The sequence below is a fragment of the Pseudomonas zeae genome, assembly GCF_014268485.2.
Taxonomy (GTDB): domain Bacteria; phylum Pseudomonadota; class Gammaproteobacteria; order Pseudomonadales; family Pseudomonadaceae; genus Aquipseudomonas; species Aquipseudomonas neuropathica.
The window spans coordinates 6,288,312-6,311,527 of sequence record NZ_CP077090.1; the positions used below are offsets into that span (position 1 = coordinate 6,288,312).

At 60.3% G+C, this 23,216-nt stretch carries 22 protein-coding genes; 11 read left to right on the plus strand and 11 right to left on the minus strand.

Annotation, left to right across the window (positions count from 1 at the left end; genetic code table 11):
- Window positions 1–342 precede the first annotated feature (342 nt).
- From HU754_RS27740 to HU754_RS27765, 6 genes are all read left to right on the plus strand, one after another.
- Complete coding sequence (locus HU754_RS27740; RefSeq protein ID WP_189661312.1) at window positions 343–819, plus strand: RNA polymerase sigma factor; 477 nt, start codon at window positions 343–345, stop codon at window positions 817–819.
- Entirely contained in the window at window positions 816–1,790 is a 975-nt protein-coding gene (locus HU754_RS27745; RefSeq protein WP_186619962.1) for a FecR domain-containing protein, read from the plus strand. Before HU754_RS27740 ends, HU754_RS27745 begins: the two co-directional genes overlap by 4 nt.
- Window positions 1,791–1,998: 208 nt before the next feature.
- The gene (locus HU754_RS27750; protein ID WP_186619964.1) at window positions 1,999–4,434 is read left to right on the plus strand and encodes a TonB-dependent siderophore receptor; all 2,436 of its coding nucleotides are present in this window, start codon (window positions 1,999–2,001) and stop codon (window positions 4,432–4,434) included.
- Window positions 4,435–4,508: 74 nt separating this feature from the next.
- Window positions 4,509–5,639, plus strand: coding sequence for a PepSY-associated TM helix domain-containing protein (locus HU754_RS27755; RefSeq protein WP_186619966.1), 1,131 nt, complete (start codon window positions 4,509–4,511; stop codon window positions 5,637–5,639).
- Window positions 5,636–5,815 (plus strand): hypothetical protein, encoded by a 180-nt coding sequence (locus HU754_RS27760; RefSeq protein WP_186619968.1) that lies wholly within the window; start codon window positions 5,636–5,638, stop codon window positions 5,813–5,815. The genes HU754_RS27755 and HU754_RS27760 overlap by 4 nt, the downstream gene beginning before the upstream one ends.
- Window positions 5,816–5,997: 182 nt before the next feature.
- Complete coding sequence (locus tag HU754_RS27765; RefSeq protein WP_093429925.1) at window positions 5,998–6,627, plus strand: glutathione S-transferase; 630 nt, start codon at window positions 5,998–6,000, stop codon at window positions 6,625–6,627.
- Window positions 6,628–6,835: 208 nt separating this feature from the next.
- Here HU754_RS27765 and creD read toward each other — a convergent pair whose 3' ends face one another.
- The 4 genes from creD to rloA2 all read right to left on the minus strand — a co-directional run bounded on the left by creD (window position 6,836) and on the right by rloA2 (window position 11,057).
- Entirely contained in the window at window positions 6,836–8,206 is a 1,371-nt protein-coding gene (gene creD / locus HU754_RS27770) for a cell envelope integrity protein CreD (RefSeq protein WP_186619973.1), read from the minus strand.
- A 175-nt stretch (window positions 8,207–8,381) separates the two neighbouring features.
- On the minus strand, window positions 8,382–9,800 hold the full coding sequence (gene creC / locus HU754_RS27775; RefSeq protein ID WP_186619974.1) for a two-component system sensor histidine kinase CreC: 1,419 nt from the start codon (window positions 9,798–9,800) through the stop codon (window positions 8,382–8,384).
- Window positions 9,800–10,480 carry a two-component system response regulator CreB gene (gene creB / locus HU754_RS27780; RefSeq protein WP_186619975.1) on the minus strand — a complete coding sequence of 227 codons (681 nt, stop codon included), beginning with the start codon at window positions 10,478–10,480 and terminating at the stop codon, window positions 9,800–9,802. The genes creC and creB overlap by 1 nt, the downstream gene beginning before the upstream one ends.
- 73 nt (window positions 10,481–10,553) lie before the next feature.
- Window positions 10,554–11,057 carry a retropepsin-like aspartic peptidase RloA2 gene (gene rloA2, locus HU754_RS27785; protein ID WP_007909997.1) on the minus strand — a complete coding sequence of 168 codons (504 nt, stop codon included), beginning with the start codon at window positions 11,055–11,057 and terminating at the stop codon, window positions 10,554–10,556.
- A 306-nt stretch (window positions 11,058–11,363) separates the two neighbouring features.
- Here rloA2 and yihG point away from each other — a divergent pair, with 306 nt between their 5' ends.
- The gene (gene yihG, locus HU754_RS27790; protein WP_116254358.1) at window positions 11,364–12,251 is read left to right on the plus strand and encodes a 1-acylglycerol-3-phosphate O-acyltransferase, YihG family; all 888 of its coding nucleotides are present in this window, start codon (window positions 11,364–11,366) and stop codon (window positions 12,249–12,251) included.
- 1 nt (window position 12,252) lies between these two features.
- On the opposite strand, the gene HU754_RS27795 is transcribed toward yihG, so the two are convergent.
- Entirely contained in the window at window positions 12,253–12,810 is a 558-nt protein-coding gene (locus HU754_RS27795; protein WP_099757364.1) for a DUF2780 domain-containing protein, read from the minus strand.
- Between the two features lie 150 nt (window positions 12,811–12,960).
- Between HU754_RS27795 and HU754_RS27800 the strand changes: the two genes are divergently transcribed.
- The 4 genes from HU754_RS27800 to HU754_RS27815 all read left to right on the plus strand — a co-directional run bounded on the left by HU754_RS27800 (window position 12,961) and on the right by HU754_RS27815 (window position 15,285).
- On the plus strand, window positions 12,961–13,596 hold the full coding sequence (locus HU754_RS27800) for an RNA polymerase sigma factor (protein WP_093429918.1): 636 nt from the start codon (window positions 12,961–12,963) through the stop codon (window positions 13,594–13,596).
- Window positions 13,593–14,267, plus strand: a complete 675-nt coding sequence (locus HU754_RS27805) for an anti-sigma factor (protein ID WP_186619977.1) — start codon at window positions 13,593–13,595, stop codon at window positions 14,265–14,267. The genes HU754_RS27800 and HU754_RS27805 overlap by 4 nt, the downstream gene beginning before the upstream one ends.
- A gap of 532 nt (window positions 14,268–14,799) precedes the next feature.
- The gene (locus HU754_RS27810; RefSeq protein WP_186619978.1) at window positions 14,800–14,985 is read left to right on the plus strand and encodes a hypothetical protein; all 186 of its coding nucleotides are present in this window, start codon (window positions 14,800–14,802) and stop codon (window positions 14,983–14,985) included.
- A gap of 69 nt (window positions 14,986–15,054) precedes the next feature.
- On the plus strand, window positions 15,055–15,285 hold the full coding sequence (locus HU754_RS27815; RefSeq protein ID WP_186619979.1) for a cold-shock protein: 231 nt from the start codon (window positions 15,055–15,057) through the stop codon (window positions 15,283–15,285).
- Between the two features lie 56 nt (window positions 15,286–15,341).
- On the opposite strand, the gene fdhA is transcribed toward HU754_RS27815, so the two are convergent.
- The 6 genes from fdhA to HU754_RS27845 form a co-directional block, all read right to left on the minus strand.
- A complete protein-coding gene (fdhA, locus tag HU754_RS27820; protein ID WP_093429915.1) occupies window positions 15,342–16,541 on the minus strand; it encodes a formaldehyde dehydrogenase, glutathione-independent in 1,200 nt (399 codons plus the stop codon).
- Between the two features lie 203 nt (window positions 16,542–16,744).
- Window positions 16,745–17,602, minus strand: coding sequence for a formyltetrahydrofolate deformylase (gene purU / locus HU754_RS27825; protein WP_064589552.1), 858 nt, complete (start codon window positions 17,600–17,602; stop codon window positions 16,745–16,747).
- A 226-nt stretch (window positions 17,603–17,828) separates the two neighbouring features.
- The gene (locus tag HU754_RS27830; RefSeq protein ID WP_008086919.1) at window positions 17,829–18,461 is read right to left on the minus strand and encodes a sarcosine oxidase subunit gamma; all 633 of its coding nucleotides are present in this window, start codon (window positions 18,459–18,461) and stop codon (window positions 17,829–17,831) included.
- 143 nt (window positions 18,462–18,604) lie between these two features.
- A complete protein-coding gene (locus tag HU754_RS27835) occupies window positions 18,605–21,622 on the minus strand; it encodes a sarcosine oxidase subunit alpha (protein ID WP_186619980.1) in 3,018 nt (1,005 codons plus the stop codon).
- Window positions 21,619–21,948: a sarcosine oxidase subunit delta gene (locus HU754_RS27840; protein ID WP_007913119.1), complete on the minus strand. Its 330-nt coding sequence runs from the start codon at window positions 21,946–21,948 to the stop codon at window positions 21,619–21,621. The genes HU754_RS27835 and HU754_RS27840 overlap by 4 nt, the downstream gene beginning before the upstream one ends.
- 14 nt (window positions 21,949–21,962) lie before the next feature.
- Entirely contained in the window at window positions 21,963–23,213 is a 1,251-nt protein-coding gene (locus HU754_RS27845; RefSeq protein ID WP_034155011.1) for a sarcosine oxidase subunit beta, read from the minus strand.
- Window positions 23,214–23,216: the final 3 nt, after the last annotated feature.

Genomic DNA, 23,216 nt, shown 5'->3' on the forward strand with positions numbered 1-23,216 from the left:
GTCCAAGATCCATCGCCCTCACCCCAGCCCTCTCCCAGAGGGAGAGGGAGCCTACCGAGGTGTCTCGGGCTCTTCATCGACCTGAGAAATCGGGTCGATTATGGATTCCCTGAAGTTCGCTCAGGTCGGTGTACCTCCAGAATATCCCCCGATCGATCCCCTCTCCCTCTGGGAGAGGGCTAGGGTGAGGGTCTGCCTTTACATGCCCACCTGACCAGTGGCCAATTGCTAACCATTCCCACCTCTGCCACAATCGCGAACAATTCGCGTTAGTTAATATTTCCCAATCGGTGATGTCCGGTGTCGTCAGTCCCAAGCCCTAACAGTGAGCTCGTCGGTGCGATGTATCGTGACCATCGCGGTTGGCTGCTGGCGTGGCTGCGGCGCAATGTGGCCTGCCCGCAACGTGCCGAGGACCTCAGTCAGGACACCTTCGTCCGCTTGCTCGGTCGCGACGACATGCTGACACCCCGTGAGCCGCGCGCCTTTCTGGTGGCGATCGCCAAAGGCTTGCTGTTCGACTACTTCCGCCGTGCGGCGCTGGAACAGGCCTACCTCACCGAACTGATGCTGATCCCCGAAGGCGAACAACCGTCGGTGGAAGAACAGCAAATGATTCTCGAAGACCTCAAAGCCATCGACCGCTTGCTCGGCAAACTGTCGACCAAGGCCCGCGCCGCGTTCCTTTATAACCGCCTCGATGGCCTCAGCCATGCCGAGATCGCCGACAAGCTTGGCGTCTCGGTGCCGCGCGTGCGCCAGTATCTGGCGCAAGGCATTCGTCAGTGCTACATCGCGCTGTACGGTGAGCCGACGTGAGCCCGGCCGGTTCCAGACCGGTGCCGGCGCATGTGCTGGACGCGGCGATTGCCTGGCAACTGACCCTCGATTCGAGCAGCCCGCTGGAGCGCGAGGAATTCGCCAAATGGCATGCGGCCCATGAAGAACACGCCCGCGCGTGGCGGCAACTGGGCATGCTCGATCAGCGCTTCAGCGTGGCCAAAGGTCCGGCCCGCAGTGCCTTGCTGCAGTCGCGCGAAGGCATTCGCCTCCGGGTGCGCAGACTGGGCAGCGGGCTGGCCAGCGTTGTGGTGCTGGTCGGTGTGGGGCTGTTCGCCAGCGAACGCTTTCTGCCACTGGATTACTGGCTCGCCGATCAACGCACCGCGACCGGTGAGCAGCGCACTGTGCGTCTAGCGGACGGCACTGTGTTGAATCTGAACACCCACAGTGCGGTGGATGTGCGGTTCGATGGCAAGCGCCGGTTGATCGTGTTGCAGGAAGGCGAAATTCTCGTCGAAACCGGGCATGGCGATGCGCGACCCTTTATCGTCGAAACCCGCGAAGGCAGCATGCGCGCGCTGGGTACGCGGTTCCTGGTCAAGCGTGAAGACCAAGGCACGCGCCTGAGTGTGTTGCAGTCGGCGGTCGCGGCGCACCCGCAATCCAACCCTGAAGAGCAAATTCTCCATGAAGGCCAGCAAGTGCTGCTGCGCCGTGATGGATTGGGTTCGATCGTCGCGCTCAACCCCGGCGCCGATGCCTGGACGCGCGGCATGCTGGTGGTCGATAACGCGCGGTTGGGCGATCTGGTGCACGAACTCGGGCGTTATCGTCGCGGGCATCTGGGCGTGGCGCCGGACGTGGCTGACCTGCGGATTACCGGTAGCTTCCCGCTGCATGACACCGATAAGGCCCTGAGCGCATTGCTGCCGACCCTGCCGGTGCAGATCGAGCGGCATACGCCGTATTGGGTCACAGTCGCTAAGGCCGATATAAAGCCTGAATAACAGGCCGGCAGAACCACCGCTTTCGCGAGCAGGCTCGCTCCCACAGGAGAATGCATTCCAAGTGTGGGAGCGAGCCTGCTCGCGAAGGCGTCATCCTCCACAACACTACCTCCAGTTAATCGAAATTATTTTCATCCAGCCCTATCACTTTTCGAATTTCATCCGGCACACAGGCAATTGAGAAATATTTCCATTCAGGAGCCGCCGTATGTCCCGTTCGCTAGACACCTTGTTGCGCCCCGGTCTGCTGGCCGTCGCCATCGCGCTCAGCGCGCCGCTGATCAGCAGTCCGTTGCTCGCCGCTGAACAAGCGTCCAGCGTGCGCGCCTACAACCTGCCGGCGGCGCCACTGTCGACCACCCTGAACCAGATCGCCAGCCAGGGCGGCATTGCGCTGTCGCTGAATCCGTCGCTGGCGGCGGGCAAGACCTCGGCACCGGTCAATGGCCAGTACGATGCGGCCGGTGCCTTGCGCGCGGCCCTGCGTGGCACCGGTCTGCAACTGGAACAAAGCAATACCGGCACCTACACCCTGGTTGCCGTGCCTGAAGGGACGTTGGCCCTGCCGGAAACTTCCGTCATCGGTGTAGAAAACTTCGAAAGCGCCTGGGGCCCGGTCGAGGGCTACACCGCCACCCGCACCGCCGCTGGCACCAAGACCGACACCGCACTGGTCGAAGCGCCGCGTTCGATCTCCGTCGCGACTCGCCAGCAAATGGACGACCGCAGCGTGCACAGCCTCGATGACGCCGTGCGCTACATGCCGGGTATCACCGCCAGCAGCTACGGCAGCGACACCCGTGCCGACTGGTTGCGTGTGCGCGGTTTCGAACCGACCCAGTTCCTCGACGGCCTGCCACTGCCAAAAGGCGTGTACGCCAACCCGAAACAGGAAACCTGGAACCTCGACCGCCTCGCCCTGCTGCGCGGCCCGGCCTCCTCGGTTTACGGCCAGACGCCACCGGGTGGCCTGCTGGATATGGTCAGCCGTCGCCCAAGTGCTGAAGCCAGCAGCGAAATCCAGTTGCAATACGGCAGCGACAACCACCGTCAGATCAACTTCGCCAGCACCGGCAAAATTGACGACGCTGGCCAGTTTCTCTATGGCCTCAGCGGTGTGGTGCGCGACAGCGGCACGCAGGTCGATCACGTCGACAACAAGCGCTACAACATCGCGCCGAGCCTGACCTGGAACATCGACGACGACACCAAGCTCACCCTGCTGAGCCAGTTCACCCGCGACGATACCGGCATCACCAGCCAGTTCCTGCCGGTGCAGGGCACCAAGATCAAATCGCCGTTCGGTGATATTTCCCACCACAAGAATCTGGGTGATCCGGACTGGGAATATTACGATCGCACCTACTACGCGCTGGGCTATGCCTTCGAACATCGTCTGAACGATGTCTGGCAGTTCAAGCAGAACCTGCGCTACACCAAGTCGGACCTGTCGTTCCAGTCGCTGACGCCGGGTTCCTACCCGTTCACCGAAGTGGATGATCAAGGCAACGTCGGGCGCACCAGCACCAGCGTCGAAGAAGACATCAGCCAGTTCGCCGTGGACAACAACTTCCAGGCCGACTTCGCCACTGGCGATATCCGCCACACTCTGTTGTTGGGCCTGGACCATCAGCGCAGCAACACCAACTACACCTCGATCTTCGGCTTTTCGGATACCACTCCGGGCACCAATGTGATCACCCCGATCTACGGCCAGCCGATCATTCGTCCAGCGCGCTCCACCGCGTTTTACGATTACGACCAGAAGACCTACCAGACCGGCCTGTACATCCAGGATCAGATGGCCCTCGACCAGTGGCGCCTGACCCTCGGTGGCCGTGAAGACTGGGTGCACACCAGCACCCAGTTCATCAACAAGGGCGATGCCACCAACACCCAGCGTGACAAGGCCTTCAGCGGCAACGCCGCGCTCAGCTACGTCTTCGACAACGGTTTCGTGCCGTACCTGTCGTACGCCGAATCCTTCCAGCCGACCACGGGCGCCGACGCCACCTCGACCGGTTCGCTCAAGCCGACCGAAGGCAAGCAGTGGGAACTGGGCATCAAGTACCAGCCACCGGGCAGCAAAACCCTGCTGACCGCTGCCGTATACGACCTCACCCAGAAGAACGTTTCGGTCAACACCTTCGTCAACAATGTGTCCATCACCAGCCAGACCGGCGAAGTGAAAGTCAAAGGCCTGGAGCTGGAAGCGGTTTCCGACGTCACCGACAACCTCAAAGTCATCGCTGCCTACACCCTGGCAAAATCGGAAGTACAAAATGGCGTCGACAAGGGCAATCGCCTGCAACTGATGCCGAACCAGCAAGCGTCGCTGTGGACTGACTACACCTGGCACGCCGGCGTGCTCGACGGCTTCGGCATTGGCGGTGGCGTGCGTTACACCGGCAACACCTACGGCGACAAGGCCAATACCTGGCTGGGCAAGGCGGACGCCTACACCGTGTTCGACGCTTCGGTGCATTACGACCTCGGCCGCCTGGACAACAGCCTCAAAGGCGCGTCGCTGGCACTCAACGCGACCAACCTGTTCGACAAGGAATACATTTCCACCTGCGACAGCTTCTACTGCTACTACGGCGACACGCGCAGTGTCGTCGCCAGCGCCACTTACAAGTGGTAAGCGCTTGAGCTGAAACAGGCCCTGTGACCAGGCCGTCCCTCGGGGACGGCTTTGGTGTTTTTGAAGGTCATGAAATGAAAAGTAAAACAATCCGCCGCTGGTCGTTCATCCACACCTGGACCAGCCTGATCTGCACGGTGTTTTTGCTGATGCTGGCACTGACCGGTCTGCCGTTGATCTTCCATCACGAGATCGAGCACCTGCTCGGCGATGCGCCCCAAGTGCGCGAGATGCCGGCCGACACGCCTCGCCTGAATCTGGCGCAACTGGTGCAAGCCGCCGAAAAACATCGCCCGGATGACGTGGTGCAGTATTTCGGTTTCGACGACGATGAGCCGAACGCCGTGCTGACGATCATGGCGAAAACCGCCGGCACCGAACCGAATTCCTCGCACACGTTCATGCTCGATGCGCGAACCGGGGAAGCGCTGGAAACGCCTTCGGCCAATGGCGGCTTGATGCTGTTCATCCTGCGCCTGCATGTCGACATGTTCGCCGGGCTGCCGGGCAAGTTGCTGCTGGCGTTCATGGGACTGCTGTTTGTCGTGGCCATCGTATCCGGGACAGTGTTGTACCTGCCGTTCATGCGCCGCTTGAAGTTCGGCACCGTGCGTCAGGACAAATCCACCCGCCTGCGCTGGCTCGACCTGCACAACCTGATCGGTGTCGTCACCCTGACCTGGGCGCTGGTGGTGGGCGTGACCGGCGTGATCAGCGCGTGCGCCGACTTGTTGATCGCGGCCTGGCGCAACGATGCACTGAACACCTTGATCGCACCTTATCGCGATGCCCCGCCACTGACACATCTGGCGCCGGCCACGCGTTTGCTCGATATCGCTGCTGAAGTTGCGCCGGAGATGAAACCGGATTTCATTGCCTTCCCCGGCACACGCTTTTCCAGCGAACACCATTACTCGGTGTTCATGAAGGGCGGCACGCACCTGACTTCGCATCTGCTGACGCCGGTGCTGATCGATGCGACCACGCTGCAGGTCACCGCCGTGGCCGAACGGCCCTGGTACATGGACGCCATGGGCATGTCGCAGCCGCTGCACTTCGGTGATTACGGCGGCATGCCGATGAAGATTCTCTGGGCCACGCTTGATGTGCTGACCATCATTGTGCTCGGCAGTGGCGTGTATTTGTGGGTGGTTCGGCGCAGAGCGGCCAGGCCTGTGCTGGAAACGGCGGAGGCCTCTGCATGAAGCCGCGTCAGTCGAGTTTCTGGAAGGTGTTCAGCACGCCGATCGTAATTGCGTTGCTCAGTGCAGCGGGGTTGTTTGCGGCGTTGCTTGGGGATGGGGTTTGGGATGCGTTGAGCTGGGTTGGGCTGGGTGTGCCGGCGTTTCTGGCCATAAGAGGATTGTTGCTGCGCGGGTGAAATCTGTGTTGCCTGGGATGGCCCCTTCGCGAGCAAGCTCGCTCCCACATTTGAAATGCGTTCCCCTGTGGGAGCGAGCTTGCTCGCGAAGGCGGCAGTAATTACACCATCAATTCCTCGCCAGCCTCGCCGCATCTGGCTAGGCTAACCTCCTGCTCTTCGACGATCACCGAGGTTTACCAATGTCCGCCCCCAGCATGACCCTGTACCACAACACGCTCTCCCCGTTCGTGCGCAAAGTGATGGTGTTGCTGCACGAAACCGGCCAGCAGGATCGCGTCTCTTTGCAAGATTGCGTGCTCAGCCCGGTCAGCCCGAGCGCTGAGCTCAATGTCGACAACCCGCTGGGCAAGATCCCCGCCCTGCGCCTGGCCGATGGCAACGTCATCCATGACAGCCGCGTGATCCTCGAATACCTCGATCAACAACACGTCGGCAATCCGCTGATCCCCCGCGAAGGCGCGGCCCGCTGGCGGCGTCTGACCCTGGCCTCGATGGCCGACGGGATCATGGATGCGTCGGTGATGGTGCGTTATGAAATGGTCCTGCGCGCGCCGGAAAAGCATTGGGACGAATGGCTCGAGGCTCAGCGTGACAAGATCCGCCGCGCCCTCGCAGTGTTGGAGCGCGACGCGATTGCCGAGCTGACCAGCCACTTTGATGTGGCGGCGATCAGCGTGGCGTGTGCGCTGGGTTATCTCGATTTGCGCTTCCCGGATCTGGGCTGGCGGGATGCCAACCCGCAATTGGCCAACTGGTTCTTTGAAGTGAGTCAGCGACCTTCCATGATCGCCACGATGCCCAAGCCTTAAATCGGCGGCGCTTGTTCCGGCCTCTTCGCGAGCAGGCTCGCTCCCACATTGTTTTTGGCTATGGCAGAAATCTCTGTTCCAACACCCATCCTGTGGGAGCGAGCCTGCTCGCGAATGCACCACCTCGGTTCCACAGGCAAAAACCCGATAATCCGCGTCAGCAACTCATCCTTCCAGCACCGATCCTCACGCAAGCCCAGCGACCGGCTCATTGCATCGCCCCCACATCAAACTCCAACGGCTTGCCCGGCTTCTGCCCAATCCCGTACCAATCCAGCTTGCGCGTTAGCACCATGAACACACCGAGCAGACCGAACAGCAACAACGAGCCCATCAACAACGCGTAATCCTCGGCACTCAGCAAGCCATAGAGCAGGCCATACAACGCCGCCAGCCCCGCCGAAAAGCTCAAACCGTGACGCACACTGCGTAGCACATGGCAGACATAAAACCCGATCAACACCACACAAGCACTGGCCGACAACAGATACGCCAGGGCGAAGCCGATGTGTTCCGACAACGACAGCAACAACAGATAAAAGAACGCCAGCGCCACACCGACCAACGCGTATTGCACCGGGTGCACGGCCAGACTCTTGAGCACTTCGAACAGGAAGAAACCAGCGAACGTCAGGACAATGAACAGCAGCGCATATTTGATCGCCCGGTCACTCTTCAGATATTGATCCACCGGATCGATAAAGCTCACACCGAAGCTGCGACCGTTGAACGCCTCGCAATCATTGCTGCTCACGCAGCGGCTCATAGCATCTTGCAGGTTGGTGGAGAAAAACGTGGTCTGCCAATCGGCGCTGAAACCTTGATCATTGATTTCACGTTTGCCCGGCAGGAAGTTGCCGACAAAACTTGGATGCGGCCAGTTGGCGGTGAGGCTGACGCTGCTGCTCTTGCCCACCGGCAGCACCTGCAATGAACCGGTGCCTTGCAGACGCAGGTCGAAGCCGAAGCTCAGTTCCGTGGTTTTACTGGTGTCGAGCAACGGCAGCGTGACCCGCACACCTTCACCGAGCCAACCGACTTGCGTACCCGGAACGAAATCGAGGCGCTGGCCATCGAGCTCGAGTTTCAGCGCATTTTCGATACCGCGAATATCGCTGATACCGACCGCGAGAAACGGTGCATCGAACTGGTAGTCGCTGAAGTCTTCCTTGATGCCCAATTGCGCCGGCAATGAGAAATGGCCGTTGATGCGGTTATCGGCGTGGAACAGCCGCGCCTCATAAATGCCCCGCGCACGCAGTTCGGTTTGCACCTGGCCGTCGAGTTCGAAACGCTCCGGCAGGAAGTACAAACGGCCGCGCTCTTCGCTCGGTTCGTCGTAACGCTGGTTGGTTTTATCGTTGGTTTTCCAGTTGTGAATCACTTTGCGATACGGCACCACCATCACCGGGCCGCTCAGTTGCTGGCTGTAGCTGGAGCTGCGGGCAATGTCTTCGAGCACACCGTCGCGCAGCTGTTGGCGCTCGTCGATGACGCCGTCGATCATCAGCAGCGGGATCAGCAACAGCAGGATCAGCAGGGCGATGGCGCCGAGCTTTATCGTCAGATTCTTGTTCATGGGACTCTCCCTGTTTGGATGGGCAGAGTCTGCTGAGTGGGTGTGGGGGTTTTGTGGGGGGAATGTGGAGATTGTGTGGAGACTTCACCGGCCCTATCGCGAGCAGGCTCACTCCTACATTTGGAATGCGCTCCCCTGTAGGAGTGAGCCTGCTCGCGATGGCCGCAACTCGGTATCAAGGCAAGCGCAATGTCACTTCAACCCCGTTTTCAACATTGCGAATCTGCATCGCCCCACCATGCAACTTGATCACTTCTTCAACGAAGTTAAGCCCCAACCCCGTGCTTTTGCGCCCACTGTCCGGGCGCGGCAATGAGTAAAAACGCTCGGTCAACCGCGGCAAAGCGTAATCGGGAATCGGCGCCGTCTCATTGAACAATCGACATTCGATTTGCTCGCCAACCCGCTCGGCACTGAACCGCAGCAGCCCCTCAACCGGGGTGAAATCCAGTGCGTTTTCCAGCAGATTGCCCAACGCCTGACGCAACAGAAACGGCTCGCCAATCAACAGCAGATCCGCGGCAATCGTCTGTTGGATGCGCAACTGCTTACCTTCAATCCGCGCCGCCTGCCCTTGCAGCAACTCATCGACCAACACGGCCAACGGCACGGCGACCCGCTCTTCAAGGCCCTGACGTTGTTCCACCTGCGCCAGATTCAGCAACCGTTCGATCAACTGCTGCATCCGCGCACTTTCGCTGTCGATGTTGCCGACAAAGCGCAGGCGCTGAACCGCCGGCATGTCGCCTTGCAGCAACTCCGCCGCACCGCGAATCGCCGCCAGCGGACTTTTCAGTTCATGGGTCAGCGTGTGCACATAACGCTCGACATAGGCCTTGCCTTCCAGTTGCGTGCGCATTTGTTCCACGGCGGTAGCCAGTTGTTCCAGTTCACCGCCACGGTAATGCGGCACTTCCACCCGCCGGCCTTCGCTCACCGCCTGTGCATAACCGGTCAGACGGTGCAGCGCACGGCTCAGCCACCACGACAACAAAGCACCAAACAGCAGACCTAGGCCGATCAACCCGGCGCCGTAAAACAGCAAGCGCCGTTCGGTGCGATCGACGTAGGGCTGCAATGAGCTGTTCGGCTTGGCCACGGTGACCACACCGATGATCTGGCCGTTGTCGCGGATCGGCGCGCCGACGTGCATCACCGACGAGCTGGCGTCATCCGGATCACTGCGGCTCGAACGTGCGCCGTACTCACCGCGCAGGGTCAGGTAGACGTCGTTCCAGCGCGAGTAATCCTGACCGACCGCGACACCACTGGAATCGAGCACGACGATGCCTTTCGCGTCGGTGACGTAGATACGGTGGTTGACCTGGTTTTTCGGCAAGCCCCAGATCGTTGCTTGCGGCTGGCGCTCGCCATAGGCGCGCAGCAACTCGGGCCAGCGGTTCTCGCTAAGGGTGCCGGCCTTGAAATCATCACGGAGGATTTCCGCCATCAGGTTGGCGGTATCGACCAGGGTTTCTTCGGTGGACTGGCGCACGCCGGGGCGGATTTCTTCCATCACCGTGTTGAGCACAAAGTAACCGGTGAGGCCGACAAACAGCACATACACCAGAAAGATCCGCAGCCCCAGCGACATCAGCTGTGCCCCGGGCTGTAGCTGTAACCGAGGCCGCGATGGGTCTGGATCGGCTCGGCGTCGGCCCGCACCAGACGCAGTTTGGCGCGCACGCTTTTGATATGACTGTCGATGCTGCGCTCGTAGCCGGCGTCGGCAGCGACGCCCAGCGCATCGAGCAATTGCTCACGGCTGAACACCCGTTCGGGTTGTTCGAGCAGGCATTGCAACAGGCGGAATTCGTGGCGGGTCAGGCTTAACGTCTGGCCGCGATAAATGATTTGAATCCGCTCGGGATCGATGCGAAACAGCGCCGAAGAGGCTTCAATCACTGGACGCGGCGCCATGCGTTTAAGGATGGCCTTCACTCGCGCCGCGACTTCACGCGGGCTGAACGGCTTGACCACGTAGTCGTCGGCGCCGATCTCCAGCCCGACCACGCGATCAATCTCGGCATCGCGGGCGCTGAGGAACAGCACCGGCACGTCGCTGAAGCGCCGCAACTGCTTGCAGGTCTCGAAGCCGCTGATGTCCGGCAGGCCGATGTCGAGGATGATCAGATCGGCCGGCGTCTGCCGCTGATGCTCCAGCGCCGCCGCGCCGAGGCTCAGCCACGTGGTGCCGAACCCCTCGCCTTGCAGGGCAAAAATCAGCGTATCGGCAATCGCCGCTTCGTCTTCGACAATCAGGATATGAGGCATGGCGTCCGAGCCCGTGGGTTAGGTGCGCGAACGGTGCCCCAAGCCTGACGTTACGTCAATGAGACCACTTGGTTCAGCAGTCCGGCTTGTCGGCGGTGAAGCGCCGCGCCGGGTTCACTGCCGCGCCGAACTCGCGCAAGGCCTTGGCACCGATCAGCAGCGGGTAATTGAAGTTGCTGCGGTCGGTCAGGTTGACCTCGACGGTACGCTTGACGTTACCCAGGCACAGCTCCAGATCGACCACCGGGCGCTTGGCGACTTCGGTGCTTTCGCCCTCATCCTCTTCATCCGAGCGGCTCTTGATCTTGCTGATCCGTGCAACCTTGTGTTCGTAGACCTTGTTACTGGCGTCCTTGGTGCCGAGGCGGAAACGCACCCATTCGTCGCCATCGCGGGTGAAGGTCTCGATGTCCTTGGCCGACAGCGAGGCGGTCAGCGCACCGGTGTCCATCTTGGCCTTGAGCACTTCACCACCGATTTCCGGCAGCGCGATGTATTCATAGCGCCCGTACAGGGTCGGCTCGGCGGCCATGACCGGCAGGGCGACGAGGGCAAACAGTGCAAGGAGGGATTTCACGTAAGGGGCTTCCTTGGAAAATGAGGGCGGCAGACTGGGATTTTAGACACCCATTGATTCATTCGTTCGCCTTGAAATTGCTTTCGCGAGCAGGCTCGCTCCCACAGGGTTTTGTACTGAGCACACATTTTCAATGCACCTGAATCCAGAGTGGGAGCGAGCCTGCTCGCGAAGAGGCCAGCACATTCAACACAACGCTTGAGCAAAGCATACCCAGCCAAAAGTGAAACATTCGTCACCACCGATTTGGCCTGCCGCGCGAAGCTGCTTATCATGACGCGCCCATCCGTTTGCAAAGAGTTGCTTATGCGCCGCCTGCTCACCGGCTGTTTCGTCACCCTGCTGCTGTTGCTCAACACCCTGATCCTGATCGGGCCGTTGCTGGTATTTGCTCTGCTCAAACTGATCGCACCAGGCCGCTGGCGCGATTATGCCTCGTGGGCGGTGATGTGGATCGCCGAGACTTGGGCCGAGATCGACAAGCTGATTTTCCGCCTGTGCATCCCCACCCAATGGGACATTCGCGGTGGCGAAGACTTGCGCAGTGACACTTCGTATCTGGTGGTCAGTAACCACCAGTCGTGGGTCGACATTCCGGCGCTGATCCAGACCCTCAACCGCCGTACGCCGTTCTTCAAATTCTTCCTCAAGAAAGAACTGATCTGGGTGCCGTTTCTCGGACTGGCGTGGTGGGCGCTGGATTACCCCTTCATGAAACGCTACACCAAGGCATTTCTGGCAAAACATCCGGAGCTGGCCGGCAAGGATCTGGAAATCACCAAACAGGCCTGCGAGCTGTTCAAGCGTCAGCCGGTGACCGTGGTCAATTATCTGGAAGGCACGCGCTACACCGCGGCAAAAAGCGCCCAGCAGCAATCACCGTTCAAGCACTTGCTCAAGCCCAAGGCTGGCGGCGTGGCATTTGTGTTGGCGGCGATGGGTGAACAACTGGATGCGATTCTCGACGTCACCGTGGTTTATCCACAGGCGAACATCCCGGGTTTCTGGGATTTGATCAGCGGCAACGTGCCGCGCGTGATCGTCGATATCAAGACCCGCGAACTCGACCCGGCACTGTGGCAGGGTGATTACGAGAATGATCCGGCGTTTCGTCAGACGGTCCAGAGCTGGGTCAACCAGCTCTGGAACGAGAAGGATCAGCGCATCGCCGAACTGCGCGGCGAACGCGGCTGAATCAGCTACCGGTGCCGGCGCCCCAGATGCTGCCGAGGCTTTGCAGCAGCGGGCCGCCGACGCCCTGATCACCCAAGTACTTGAGCAGCACCGGGGCAAACTGGCCAACCATGCCACTGTCCATGCCCAGCGCGCCGAAGGCATTGTTCAGGTCATTGGTGTCCTTGACGTTGCCCAGCGCGTTTTCGAGTCCGGCTGACTTGCCCGACGAGCCCAACAAGCCGCTCAGCGCCGCCAGGTTGCCGCCACCGCCCGACAGTTTGTCGATGCCCGGTACTTCTTTGGCCAACTGTGAATAATCGGTGCTGCTCAACTGGTTCTTGGCCAGGCCAAGCATGGCGCTGGTGCCGCCGACGGCTTGCTGCGGGGTAACCCCCAGACCAGTGACGGCTTGCAGCAGACCGGCGGTTTCCGAGGTCGGCGCCGCGGCGGTGGCAGCATTGCCGCCCTGCATGCTCGAAGCCGCCTTGGTCACGTCGTCCAGACTGAAACCGGCGAACACCGGGCTGGCCGCAAGGGTCATCAGTGAAGCCAAGGCAATACCGCGTGAAATCTTCATTCAGACATCCTCTTGCGCTGTGAAAACCACCCGTTGAACGGGCAGTGAAACTGCCGGTTTGACCGGGTATCCGCCGGCATGTTCCGGCGCGGCGCATCCATTTTCGTCCGGCCTGCGTATATAAAACGTGAAATCCCGGACACCTTCGCGATGAATGGCACAACCGCTATCACTGAACTAGCCTGTGAACAGTCCGAGCCCAGCCCTCGTCGCTCTACCTTTGCCTGGAGAGTCGTCATTTCCATCGCCGACACCGATCAGTTGCGCCAGCTGTTGGCCCAGTGTGCACTGGGCGATCGTCGCGCCTTCGAAACGCTGTACCGCAGCGTCGGCCCGCGTCTGCATGGTGTCGCTCTGCGGTTTATGCGCCGCACCGATCTGGCCGAGGAAGTGCTGCAGGAAAGCTTCGTGCGCATCTGGAACAACGCCTCGCGCTACGAAGCGCACCTGTCGGCGCCGCTGACCTGGATGATCAACATCACCCGCAATCAGGCCATCGATCAGTTGCGTAAACATCGCGAAAGGCCACTGACTGATCTGGAACAGGACACACTGCCGGACGAAAGCCCCTCGGCTCACGAGCAACTGAACAGCGCCCGCGAGGCCAACGCGCTGAACCGATGCCTCGAAACCCTCGAAAGCATGCAGCGCCAGTCAATCACCGTGGCCTACTTTCAAGGATTGTCGTGCACGGAACTCGCCGAACATCTCGCCACGCCACTGGGGACAGTCAAATCGTGGATTCGCCGTGGTATGGAACGCCTGCGCCGGTGCCTTGAATCATGAACTACCAGACCCCTGCCCTTCGCCGCGCCCTCGCTGCCGATTACGCCATCGGCCTGATGTCTGCACCTGCGCGGCGGCGCTTTGAACAATTGCTACTGGATGACGCGGCATTAAGGGCTGAACTGGCGCAATGGCAGGAAAGCCTCGCCACTCTCACCGAAGCGCTGCCGGAACATCCGGTGCCCGACCGCGTGTGGCACGGCATCACCGCGCGCATCGAACCACAGGTTCTGCATGTGCCTGAGAAACGGCCATTCTGGAACTGGCTGCGACTCACCGCTGCGATCTGCTCCATTGCCGTGCTGGTGTTCCTCGGCTCGCTGTACAACCGCGACGACGCCCGCTACCGCGCCACCCTGCTGACCGCCGATGCGCAACCGGCGCTGAAGGTCGAAGCGCATGCGGATTATCTGCAAGTTGAGCCGCTGACGCTGGCGGCGGTTGATGCGGATCGCAGCCTGGAACTGTGGGCGATTCCAGCTGACGGCAAACCGGTTTCCCTCGGCGTTATTCCGGCGGGAGGCAAAGGCAAGGTTGAGCTGAGCGAGGTGCAGAAAACGTTGATCGGTAAACCGATTGCGCTGGCAGTGAGTCTGGAGCCGAAAGGTGGTTCGCCGACCGGGCAGCCGACAGGGCCGGTGCTGTATCAAGGGACGTTGGCGACCCTTTGAAGCAAAGCCCCTCACCCTAGCCCTCTCCCAGAGGGAGAGGGGACTGACCGTGGGATATTTACGCAATACACCGACTTGAAAGACTTGCGCTGAATCCATAGTCGACTCGATCTTTCAGGTCGATATACGACGCAAGACACCTCGGTCGGCCCCCTCTCCCTCGGGGAGAGGGCTGGGGTGAGGGTAGCTTTTGACTTTGCCTTCCCACAAAAAACGGCGACCCTAAGGTCGCCGTTTTGTATTGCGCTTAAGCCTTACGCCGCACTAAAAAACTTATGCGGATCAATCACAAACTTCTTCGGCACGCCCGCATCGAACTTCCCACAGGACCTTAATCCTCCCGAAACAACCGAAGGCTGCGGTTTTTTTAGGTCATTATTTTCTTGTCGTGAAAATCAATATTTCAAAAAGAACTAGACACCTGTCAGATCTGACAGGTGTCTAGCGATCCGGGCTGGAATAGGCTCCTGGTGTGTCAATTGTTCGAAGAAAGCGAGGTGCAACTAACGGTCATTCAACGGGAGATACGGTGATGGAAAAGCAATGCAGTCCGCGCGATCAACTGCTCGAACCAGATGTCCCGCCGATCATCTTTTGCATCAGCCCGGACGATCCGATCATCAAATACATCAAAGCGGGGCAGAAGGTTACTTATGACCTTAAGCGCGGTGATAACGGAAAAAACTACGCGGTAAACATTCAAATCGAAGACGACTGACAGGCTGGAAAATCAATACGGCAACATGTGTGAAATGAAGTTCTTCATAAATAGACAGGAAGCAAGGACATGACACAAGAATCAGGCGGAAAACCAAGAAAAAACGGATCGGTTAAATGGTTTAACGACGATAAAGGCTTTGGTTTTATTACACCGGTCGGTGGCGGTGATGACCTCTTCGTTCATTTCAAGGCGATCGAATCCGATGGATTCAAATCCTTAAAAGAAGGACAAAAAGTTTCCTTTGTTGAAGGAAAGGGGCAAAAAGGACTGCAAGCCGAGCAAGTCCGCCCTGAATGAACCATAAACAAAAAAACGGCGACCCTGAGGTCGCCGTTTTGTATTGCGCTTAAGCGTTACGCCGCACTAAACAACTTATGCGGATCAATCACAAACTTCTTCGGCACGCCCGCATCGAACTCGCCATACCCTTCCGGCGCCTGGTCGAGACTGATCACCTGCACGCCCACCACTTCGGCGATGTTGATGCGATCCCACATAATCGCCTGCATCAGTTGGCGGTTGTACTTCATCACTGGGGTTTGCCCGGTGTGGAAGCTGTGCGACTTGGCCCAGCCCAGGCCGAAGCGAATGCTCAGGCTGCCCATTTTTGCGGCGGCGTCGACGGCGCCCGGATCTTCGGTGACGTACAGACCCGGGATACCGATCTTGCCGGCAACACGCACCACGCCCATCAGCGAGTTGAGTACGGTGGCCGGCGCTTCGGCTTTGACCCCGTCGTGGCCATGGCCGCGCGCTTCGAAACCGACGCAGTCCACCGCACAATCCACTTCCGGTTCGCCCAGCAGTGCGGCGATCTGTTCGTGCAGCGGCGTGTCCTTGGACAGGTCGACGATTTCAAAACCCTGCGCCTTGGCGTGGGCCAGGCGGATGGTGTTGACGTCGCCGACGATCACCACCGCCGCACCGAGCAGACGCGCGGAAGCGGCTGCGGCCAGACCGACCGGGCCGGCGCCGGCAATGTAAACGGTGCTGCCCGGGCCAACGCCGGCAGTGACGGCGCCGTGGTAACCGGTAGGGAGGATGTCGGAGAGGCAGGTCAGGTCGCGGATTTTCTCCATGGCCTTGTCGCGGTCCGGCAATTTCAGCAGGTTGAAGTCGGCGTATGGCACCAGCACGTATTCGGCCTGGCCACCGGTCCAGTCGCCCATGTCGACGTAACCGTAAGCACCGCCAGCACGGGCCGGATTGACGGTCAGGCAGACGCCGGTGTGTTGCTCTTTGCAGGAACGGCAGCGCCCGCAAGCGACGTTGAACGGTACGGAGACCAGGTCACCGATTTTCAGGTTTTCGACGTCGGAGCCTTTTTCGATCACCTCGCCGGTGATCTCGTGCCCCAGCACCAGACCGGTTTGCGCCGTGGTACGGCCGCGCACCATGTGTTGGTCGGAGCCGCAGATGTTGGTGGAAACCACTTTGAGAATGACCCCGTGCTCGATCTTGCGACCGCGCGGGTCCTGCATTTTCGGATAGTCGATTTTCTGTACTTCGACCTTGCCAGCGCCGAGATACACCACACCACGATTGCCAGACATGCTTTCACCTCGCTGTTGTTTTTATGGAACCGCGTTGCCCAGGCAGGCAGCGCGTTGAATGCTCGGGTATTGCTTGTTGGTCTTGCGTTGTCAGTTATGGCCCCTTCGCGAGCAGGCTCGCTCCCACAGTTGATCTTTGGTGTGACAGAGACCTGTGTTTCAACACAAATCCCTGTGGGAGCGAGCCTGCTCGCGAAAGCGATCTAAAGAACGACGGTTCTATTGGCGTTCAAAAACACTCTTCTTTCAATGTGATACCCAACCGCCCGCGCCAACGTCAGGCCTTCAATATCCCGCCCCTTGGCAATCAGATCCTCAGGGTAATGACTGTGATCCACCGCCTCGACGCCTTGGGCAATGATCGGCCCTTCGTCGAGATCGTTATTGATGTAATGCGCCGTCGCGCCAACCAGTTTCACGCCTTTGTTGTAGGCCTGGTGATACGGCTTGGCGCCTTTGAAACCCGGCAGCAGCGAGTGATGAATGTTGATCGCCTTACCATCGAGCTTGCGGCACAACTCCGGCGACAGCACCTGCATATAGCGGGCGAGGATCACCAGTTCGGCGCCGGACTCTTCGATCACCTGCCACACCTGACGTTCCTGCGACGGTTTGTCGTTGGGGTCGAGGGGGAAATGGTAGTAGGGAATCTGATGCCAGTCGGCCAGCGGTTTCAGATCCGGATGGTTGGAGACGACGGCAGCAACGTCCATCGACAACTGGCCGATGCGCTGGCGGTAGAGCAAGTCGTTGAGGCAGTGATCGGCCTTGGAGACCATGATCACCACTTTCGGCCGGTAGTTCGGCGCGGTCAGTTCGAAGACCATGCCGAAGGCCTGACCACGTTCGGCTAAACCCGCGCGGAAGGATTGCTCGTCGAAACCGTCGGGTTGACGGAATTCCACGCGGATGAAGAAACGCCCGGAGAGGCGGTCATCGAACGAGTGGTGCTCGGTGACGTAGCAGCCCTGCTCGAACAGAAAACGCGTCACCGCGTCCACCGTGCCGAGGACGCTGGGGCAGTCGGCGGTCAGAATCCATGTGTCTGGGGCGCGGCTCATGGTGCGGTGACTCCTGTTCTTTTGTGCGCGGTGTCTGGGGGATTTTTGCCCCTCACCCTAGCCCTCTCCCGGAGGTAGAGGGGACTGACCGAGGTGTTCTTTCGAGCTACGCCGACCTGAAATATCGCGGGTGAATATAGATCACAAAAACACCCGAGATCGGCTCCCTTTCCCCCTCTCCCCCCTGGGGTAGAGGGCTGGGGTGAGGGGGTTAGCTTTTGATCTTTCAGGCCTGAACGCTCAACCCGTATTCAGCCGAAGCATCCTGCAACCACAACCACCAGTAATCCGAAAAACTGCGACGAATCAGCAATTCCCAGGTGTCTTCGGCCGTGTGGCGAATCATCAACTGCGACTTGGCGAATACCGTGCCGACCGCTTTACCCACCGGGAAATTGTTCGGGTGCACGTCGTAGCTGGTGGACTTCATCAGCACCTGACGCACGTTCGGCCCGCTCAGTTCGAGCACTTGCTGGCCGCCGCTGACATTGACGATCGCGATGTGCAGATCGCCCAGGGCTTCACGCAGTTTCTGTTCGGCGGCGAATTCCTCACCGCTTGGCACGATCAGCAGCCACTCGTCCGGGCCCATCCATTGCAGGCTGGTTTCACCTTTGACGATCACGCTCAGAGCGCCGGGCAGTTCGATACCCAGGGCCTTGTGCACACCGGCGGCGAACGCGGCATCGTGACCATCGCCACGAATGGTCAGGTGACCGAGGAGTTTCTTTTCCCGCACGATCACGCCGGCGTTCTTGCGGCCCTTGCCGACCAGGCTGGCGAGGTCGGCATGGTGCAGCGACGACTCGGCCTTGGCGCCGGTGGTCGGGCGTTGTTGGTAAACATTGGCTGTGGTCATAAAGCACCTTCCTGAATTCTGTTGGTTCCTGCGGTGGCTGATCTGCCGCTTTCGCGAGCAGGCTCGCTCCCACAGGGGAACGCGGTCGAATGTGGGAGCGAGCCTGCTCGCGAATAGCCGCCCGCCCACAGTTCTTGAGGCCGTCAAATGTTCTGGCGATCACCCTTCGGATCGAAGAACACCGAAGAAACAATCTCCGCCTCGATCACGCTGCCGTCGGCCAGCGGTGCAAACACCCGCTCACCGAGGCGCTTCAGACCGCCCTTGACCACACCCATGGCAAACGAATAACCGAGGGAGTTGTGCGCGTAGCTGGACGTCACGTGGCCGACCATGGTCATCGGGATCGCCTGCTTGGTGTTGAACACCAGTTGCGCACCTTCCGGCAGCCACACGTTCGGATCGATCGGTTTCAAGCCGACCAACTGCTTACGCTGATCCTTCACGCAATCTTCACGGTTCATCCCACGCTGGCCGATCCACGAGAACGGTTTGGTGCGACCCACACACCAGCCCATATTCAAGTCGTCCGGGGTCATCGAGCCGTCCGTGTCCTGACCGACAATGATGAAGCCCTTCTCGGCACGCAGGACGTGCATGGTTTCAGTGCCGTACGGGGTCAGGTTGTACTGCTTGCCGGCCTCGACGATTTTCTCCAGCACGCCCATCGCATAGTCGGCCTGGACGTTGACTTCGTACGACAGCTCACCGGTGAACGAGATGCGGAACACCCGCGCCGGCACGCCGCCGACCAGACCTTCTTTCCAGGTCATGAACGGGAACGCTTCGTTGCTCAGATCAATGTCGGTCACGGCGCTGAGCAGCTTGCGGCTGTTCGGCCCGGACAGGGTCATGGTCGCCCAGTGGTCGGTGACGGAGGTGAAGTAAACCTTCATGTCCGGCCATTCAGTCTGGTGGTACAGCTCCAGCCACTGCAGCACGCGAGCCGCGCCGCCGGTGGTGGTGGTCATGACGAAATGGTTGTCCGCCAGGCACGCCGTCACACCGTCGTCGAAGACCATGCCGTCTTCTTTGCACATCAAACCGTAGCGAGCCTTGCCCACGTCGAGCTTGGTCCAGGCGTTGGTGTACACGCGGTTGAGGAACTCGCGGGCATCCGGGCCTTGAATGTCGATCTTGCCGAGAGTCGAGGCGTCGAGCAGGCCGACGCTGTCGCGCACGGCTTTGCATTCGCGCTTCACGGCGGTGTGCAGGTCTTCACCGTTTTTCGGGAAGTACCATGGGCGTTTCCACTGACCGACGTCTTCAAACTCTGCGCCGTTCTTCACATGCCAGGCATGCAGCGCGGTGTGACGCACCGGCTCGAAGATGTGCCCACAGTGACGACCGGCCACGGCGCCGAAAGTCACCGGCGTGTAGTTCGGGCGGAACATCGTGGTGCCCATCTGCGGGATGGTCACGTTCAGCGAACGGGCGGCGATGGCCAGACCGTTGACGTTGCCGAGCTTGCCCTGATCGGTGCCGAAGCCCAGCGCGGTGTAGCGTTTGACGTGCTCCACCGACTCGAAACCTTCGCGGGTTGCCAGTTCGATGGCGGCGGCGGTCACGTCGTTTTGCAGGTCGACGAATTGCTTCGGCGCCCGTGCGGTGTTCTTTTCATGCGGCACCTGGAACAGCGCCAGCGTCGGCTCTTCGAGACGGCTCAGGGCTTTTGGCAGCACGCCTTCGACGGTCTGGAAACCGGCTTCAGCGGCAGCGCGCACGCCACCTTCAAAACCGTCAGCGAGCGAATCGCCGAGACCGTACACGCCGTTGATGCCACCAACGCACACGCGCTTCTGCGGTGCTTCGCCCGGTACGAAACCGAGGATGTCTTCACGCCAGGTCGGCTTGCCACCAAGGTGCGAGGCCAAGTGAACGACCGGGCTGTAACCGCCGGAACTGGCGATCACATCGCAGTCGAGCCATTCGCCCGGGCTGGTCACGGCGTGCGCTTTGACATCGATCGCGGCAACGCGGGCAGCGGTGACACGCTTGCTGCCACGGGCTTCGATCACGGCGCTGCCGGTGAGGATGCGGATGCCTTTGGCGCGCGCTTCTTCTACCAGCGCACCACGCGGATTGCTGCGCGCATCGGCGATGGCCACCACTTGCAGGCTGGCGTCGAGCCAGTCCAGAGCAACGCGGTACGCGTGATCGTTGTTGGTGCTGAGGACAAGCTTCTTGCCCGGTGCCACACCGTAGCGACGCACGTAAGTCGACACCGCACCGGCAAGCATGTTGCCCGGCACGTCGTTGTTGCCGTAAACCAGCGGACGTTCGCAAGCACCGGTCGCCAGCACGACACGCTTGGCGCGGACACGGTGAATACGCTGACGCACCTGACCGATTGGCGCACGGTCACCGAGGTGATCGGTGAGGCGTTCGTGAATGGTCAGAAAGTTGTGGTCGTGGTAACCGTTGACCGTGGCGCGCGGCAACAGCAGCACGTCCGGGGTGTTCTTCAGTTCAGTGATGACGCTGGCGACCCAGTCCATCGCCGGTTTGCCGTCGAGGCTTTCGCGCGAGTCGAGCAGGCTGCCACCGAACTCTTCCTGCTCATCGGCAAGAATCACTCGGGCACCGCTGCGCGCAGCGGCCAGGGCAGCGGCGAGACCGGCCGGGCCAGCGCCGACGATCAGCACGTCGCAATGCTGGTTCATGTAATCGTAGGTGTCCGGATCGACTTCGGTCGGCGAACGGCCCAGACCGGCAGCCTTACGAATGTACTTCTCGTAGGTCATCCAGAACGATTGCGGGTACATAAAGGTTTTGTAGTAGAAACCCGGCGGCATCAGCTTGCCGCCGACCTTGCCGAGAATACCCATCATGTCGTTGTTGACGCTCGGCCAGCCGTTGGTGCTGGTCGCAACCAGACCTTGATACAGCGCCTGTTGCGTGGCGCGCACGTTGGGAATCTGCGTGGCTTCGGTAGCACCGATCTGCAGCACCGCGTTCGGCTCTTCGGCACCGGCGGCGAAGATCCCGCGAGGACGCGAATACTTGAAGCTGCGGCCAATGATGTCGACGCCGTTGGCGATCAGTGCGGCGGCCAGCGAGTCACCCTCGAAGCCTTTGTAGCTCTGACCGTTGAAGGTGAAGCTCAGCACTTTGTTGCGGTCGATCCGTCCACCGTTGGACAGGCGATTGGTCTGGCTCATACCTTCTCTCCCAGCGCCGTCGTGGCTGTTTTCGCCGAATCAGCCTTGTCGGTGAATTGCGGCTTGGTGCCGATCTTGTAGGTTTCGAGAATCTCGTAGGTCACGGTGTCGCGGGTGACGTTGAAGTACTGGCGGCAACCGGCGACGTGATCCCACAGTTCGTGGTGCAGACCGCGCGGGTTATCGCGGAAGAACATGTAGTCGCCCCACTCCTCGTCGGTGCAGGCGCCAGGGTCGAGCGGGCGCGGAATGTGCGCCTGACCGGATGCGTGGAATTCCTCTTCGGAGCGCAGTTCGCCGCAGTGAGGACAGAAGATATGCAACATGGGGATTTCTCCTGTTAGTGGGCGACGGCAGCAGCGCCGTGTTCGTCGATGAGTGCGCCGTTGTGGAAACGGTCGATGGAAAACGGGGCGGCCAACGGGTGCATTTCACCCTTGGCCAGACTCGCGGCAAACACGTTGCCCGAGCCAGGTGTGGCCTTGAAGCCGCCGGTGCCCCAACCGCAGTTGAAGAACATGTTCGGTACCGGGGTTTTCGAAATGATCGGGCAAGCGTCCGGCGTGGTGTCGACGATGCCGCCCCACTGCCGGTTCATGCGTACCCGCGACAGCACCGGGAACATCTCGACGATGGCCTGGATGGTGTGCTCGATCACCGGATACGAACCGCGCTGGCCGTAGCCGTTGTAGCCGTCGATACCGGCGCCGATCACCAGATCGCCCTTGTCGGACTGGCTGATGTAACCGTGTACGGCGTTGGACATGATCACGCTGTCGATAATCGGCTTGATCGGCTCGGACACCAGCGCTTGCAGCGGGTGGGATTCGATCGGCAGACGGAAACCGGCGAGTTTGGCCATGTGCCCGGAGTTACCGGCCGTGACCACGCCGACGCGCTTGGCGCCAATGAAACCCTTGTTGGTTTCAACGCCGATGCACACGCCGTTTTCCTTGCGGAAGCCGATCACTTCGGTCTGCTGGATCAAGTCGACACCGAGGGCGTCAGCGGCACGGGCAAAGCCCCAGGCCACGGCATCGTGACGGGCAACGCCGCCGCGACGCTGAACAGTCGCGCCCAACACTGGGTAGCGAGTGTTTTTCGAGCAGTCGAGGTACGGAATCTCGTCAGCGACCTGCTTGGCGTTGAGCAGTTCGCCATCGACGCCATTGAGGCGGTTGGCGCTGACCCGACGCTCGGAATCACGGATGTCCTGCAGGGTGTGGCACAGGTTGTAGACGCCACGCTGGGAGAACATCACGTTGTAGTTGAGATCCTGGGACAGGCCTTCCCACAATTTCATCGCGTGTTCGTAGAGGTGCGCCGACTCGTCCCACAGGTAGTTGGAGCGAACGATAGTGGTGTTGCGTGCGGTGTTCCCGCCGCCCAGCCAGCCTTTTTCGACCACGGCGACGTTGGTGATGCCGTGCTCTTTGGCCAGATAGTAGGCAGTCGCCAGACCGTGCCCGCCGCCGCCGACGATGACCACGTCGTAGACCTTCTTCGGCGTTGGCGTGCGCCACATGCGCTGCCAGTTTTCGTGGTGGCTGAGGGAGTGTTTGAAGAGGCCGAAGCCCGAATAGCGTTGCATAGT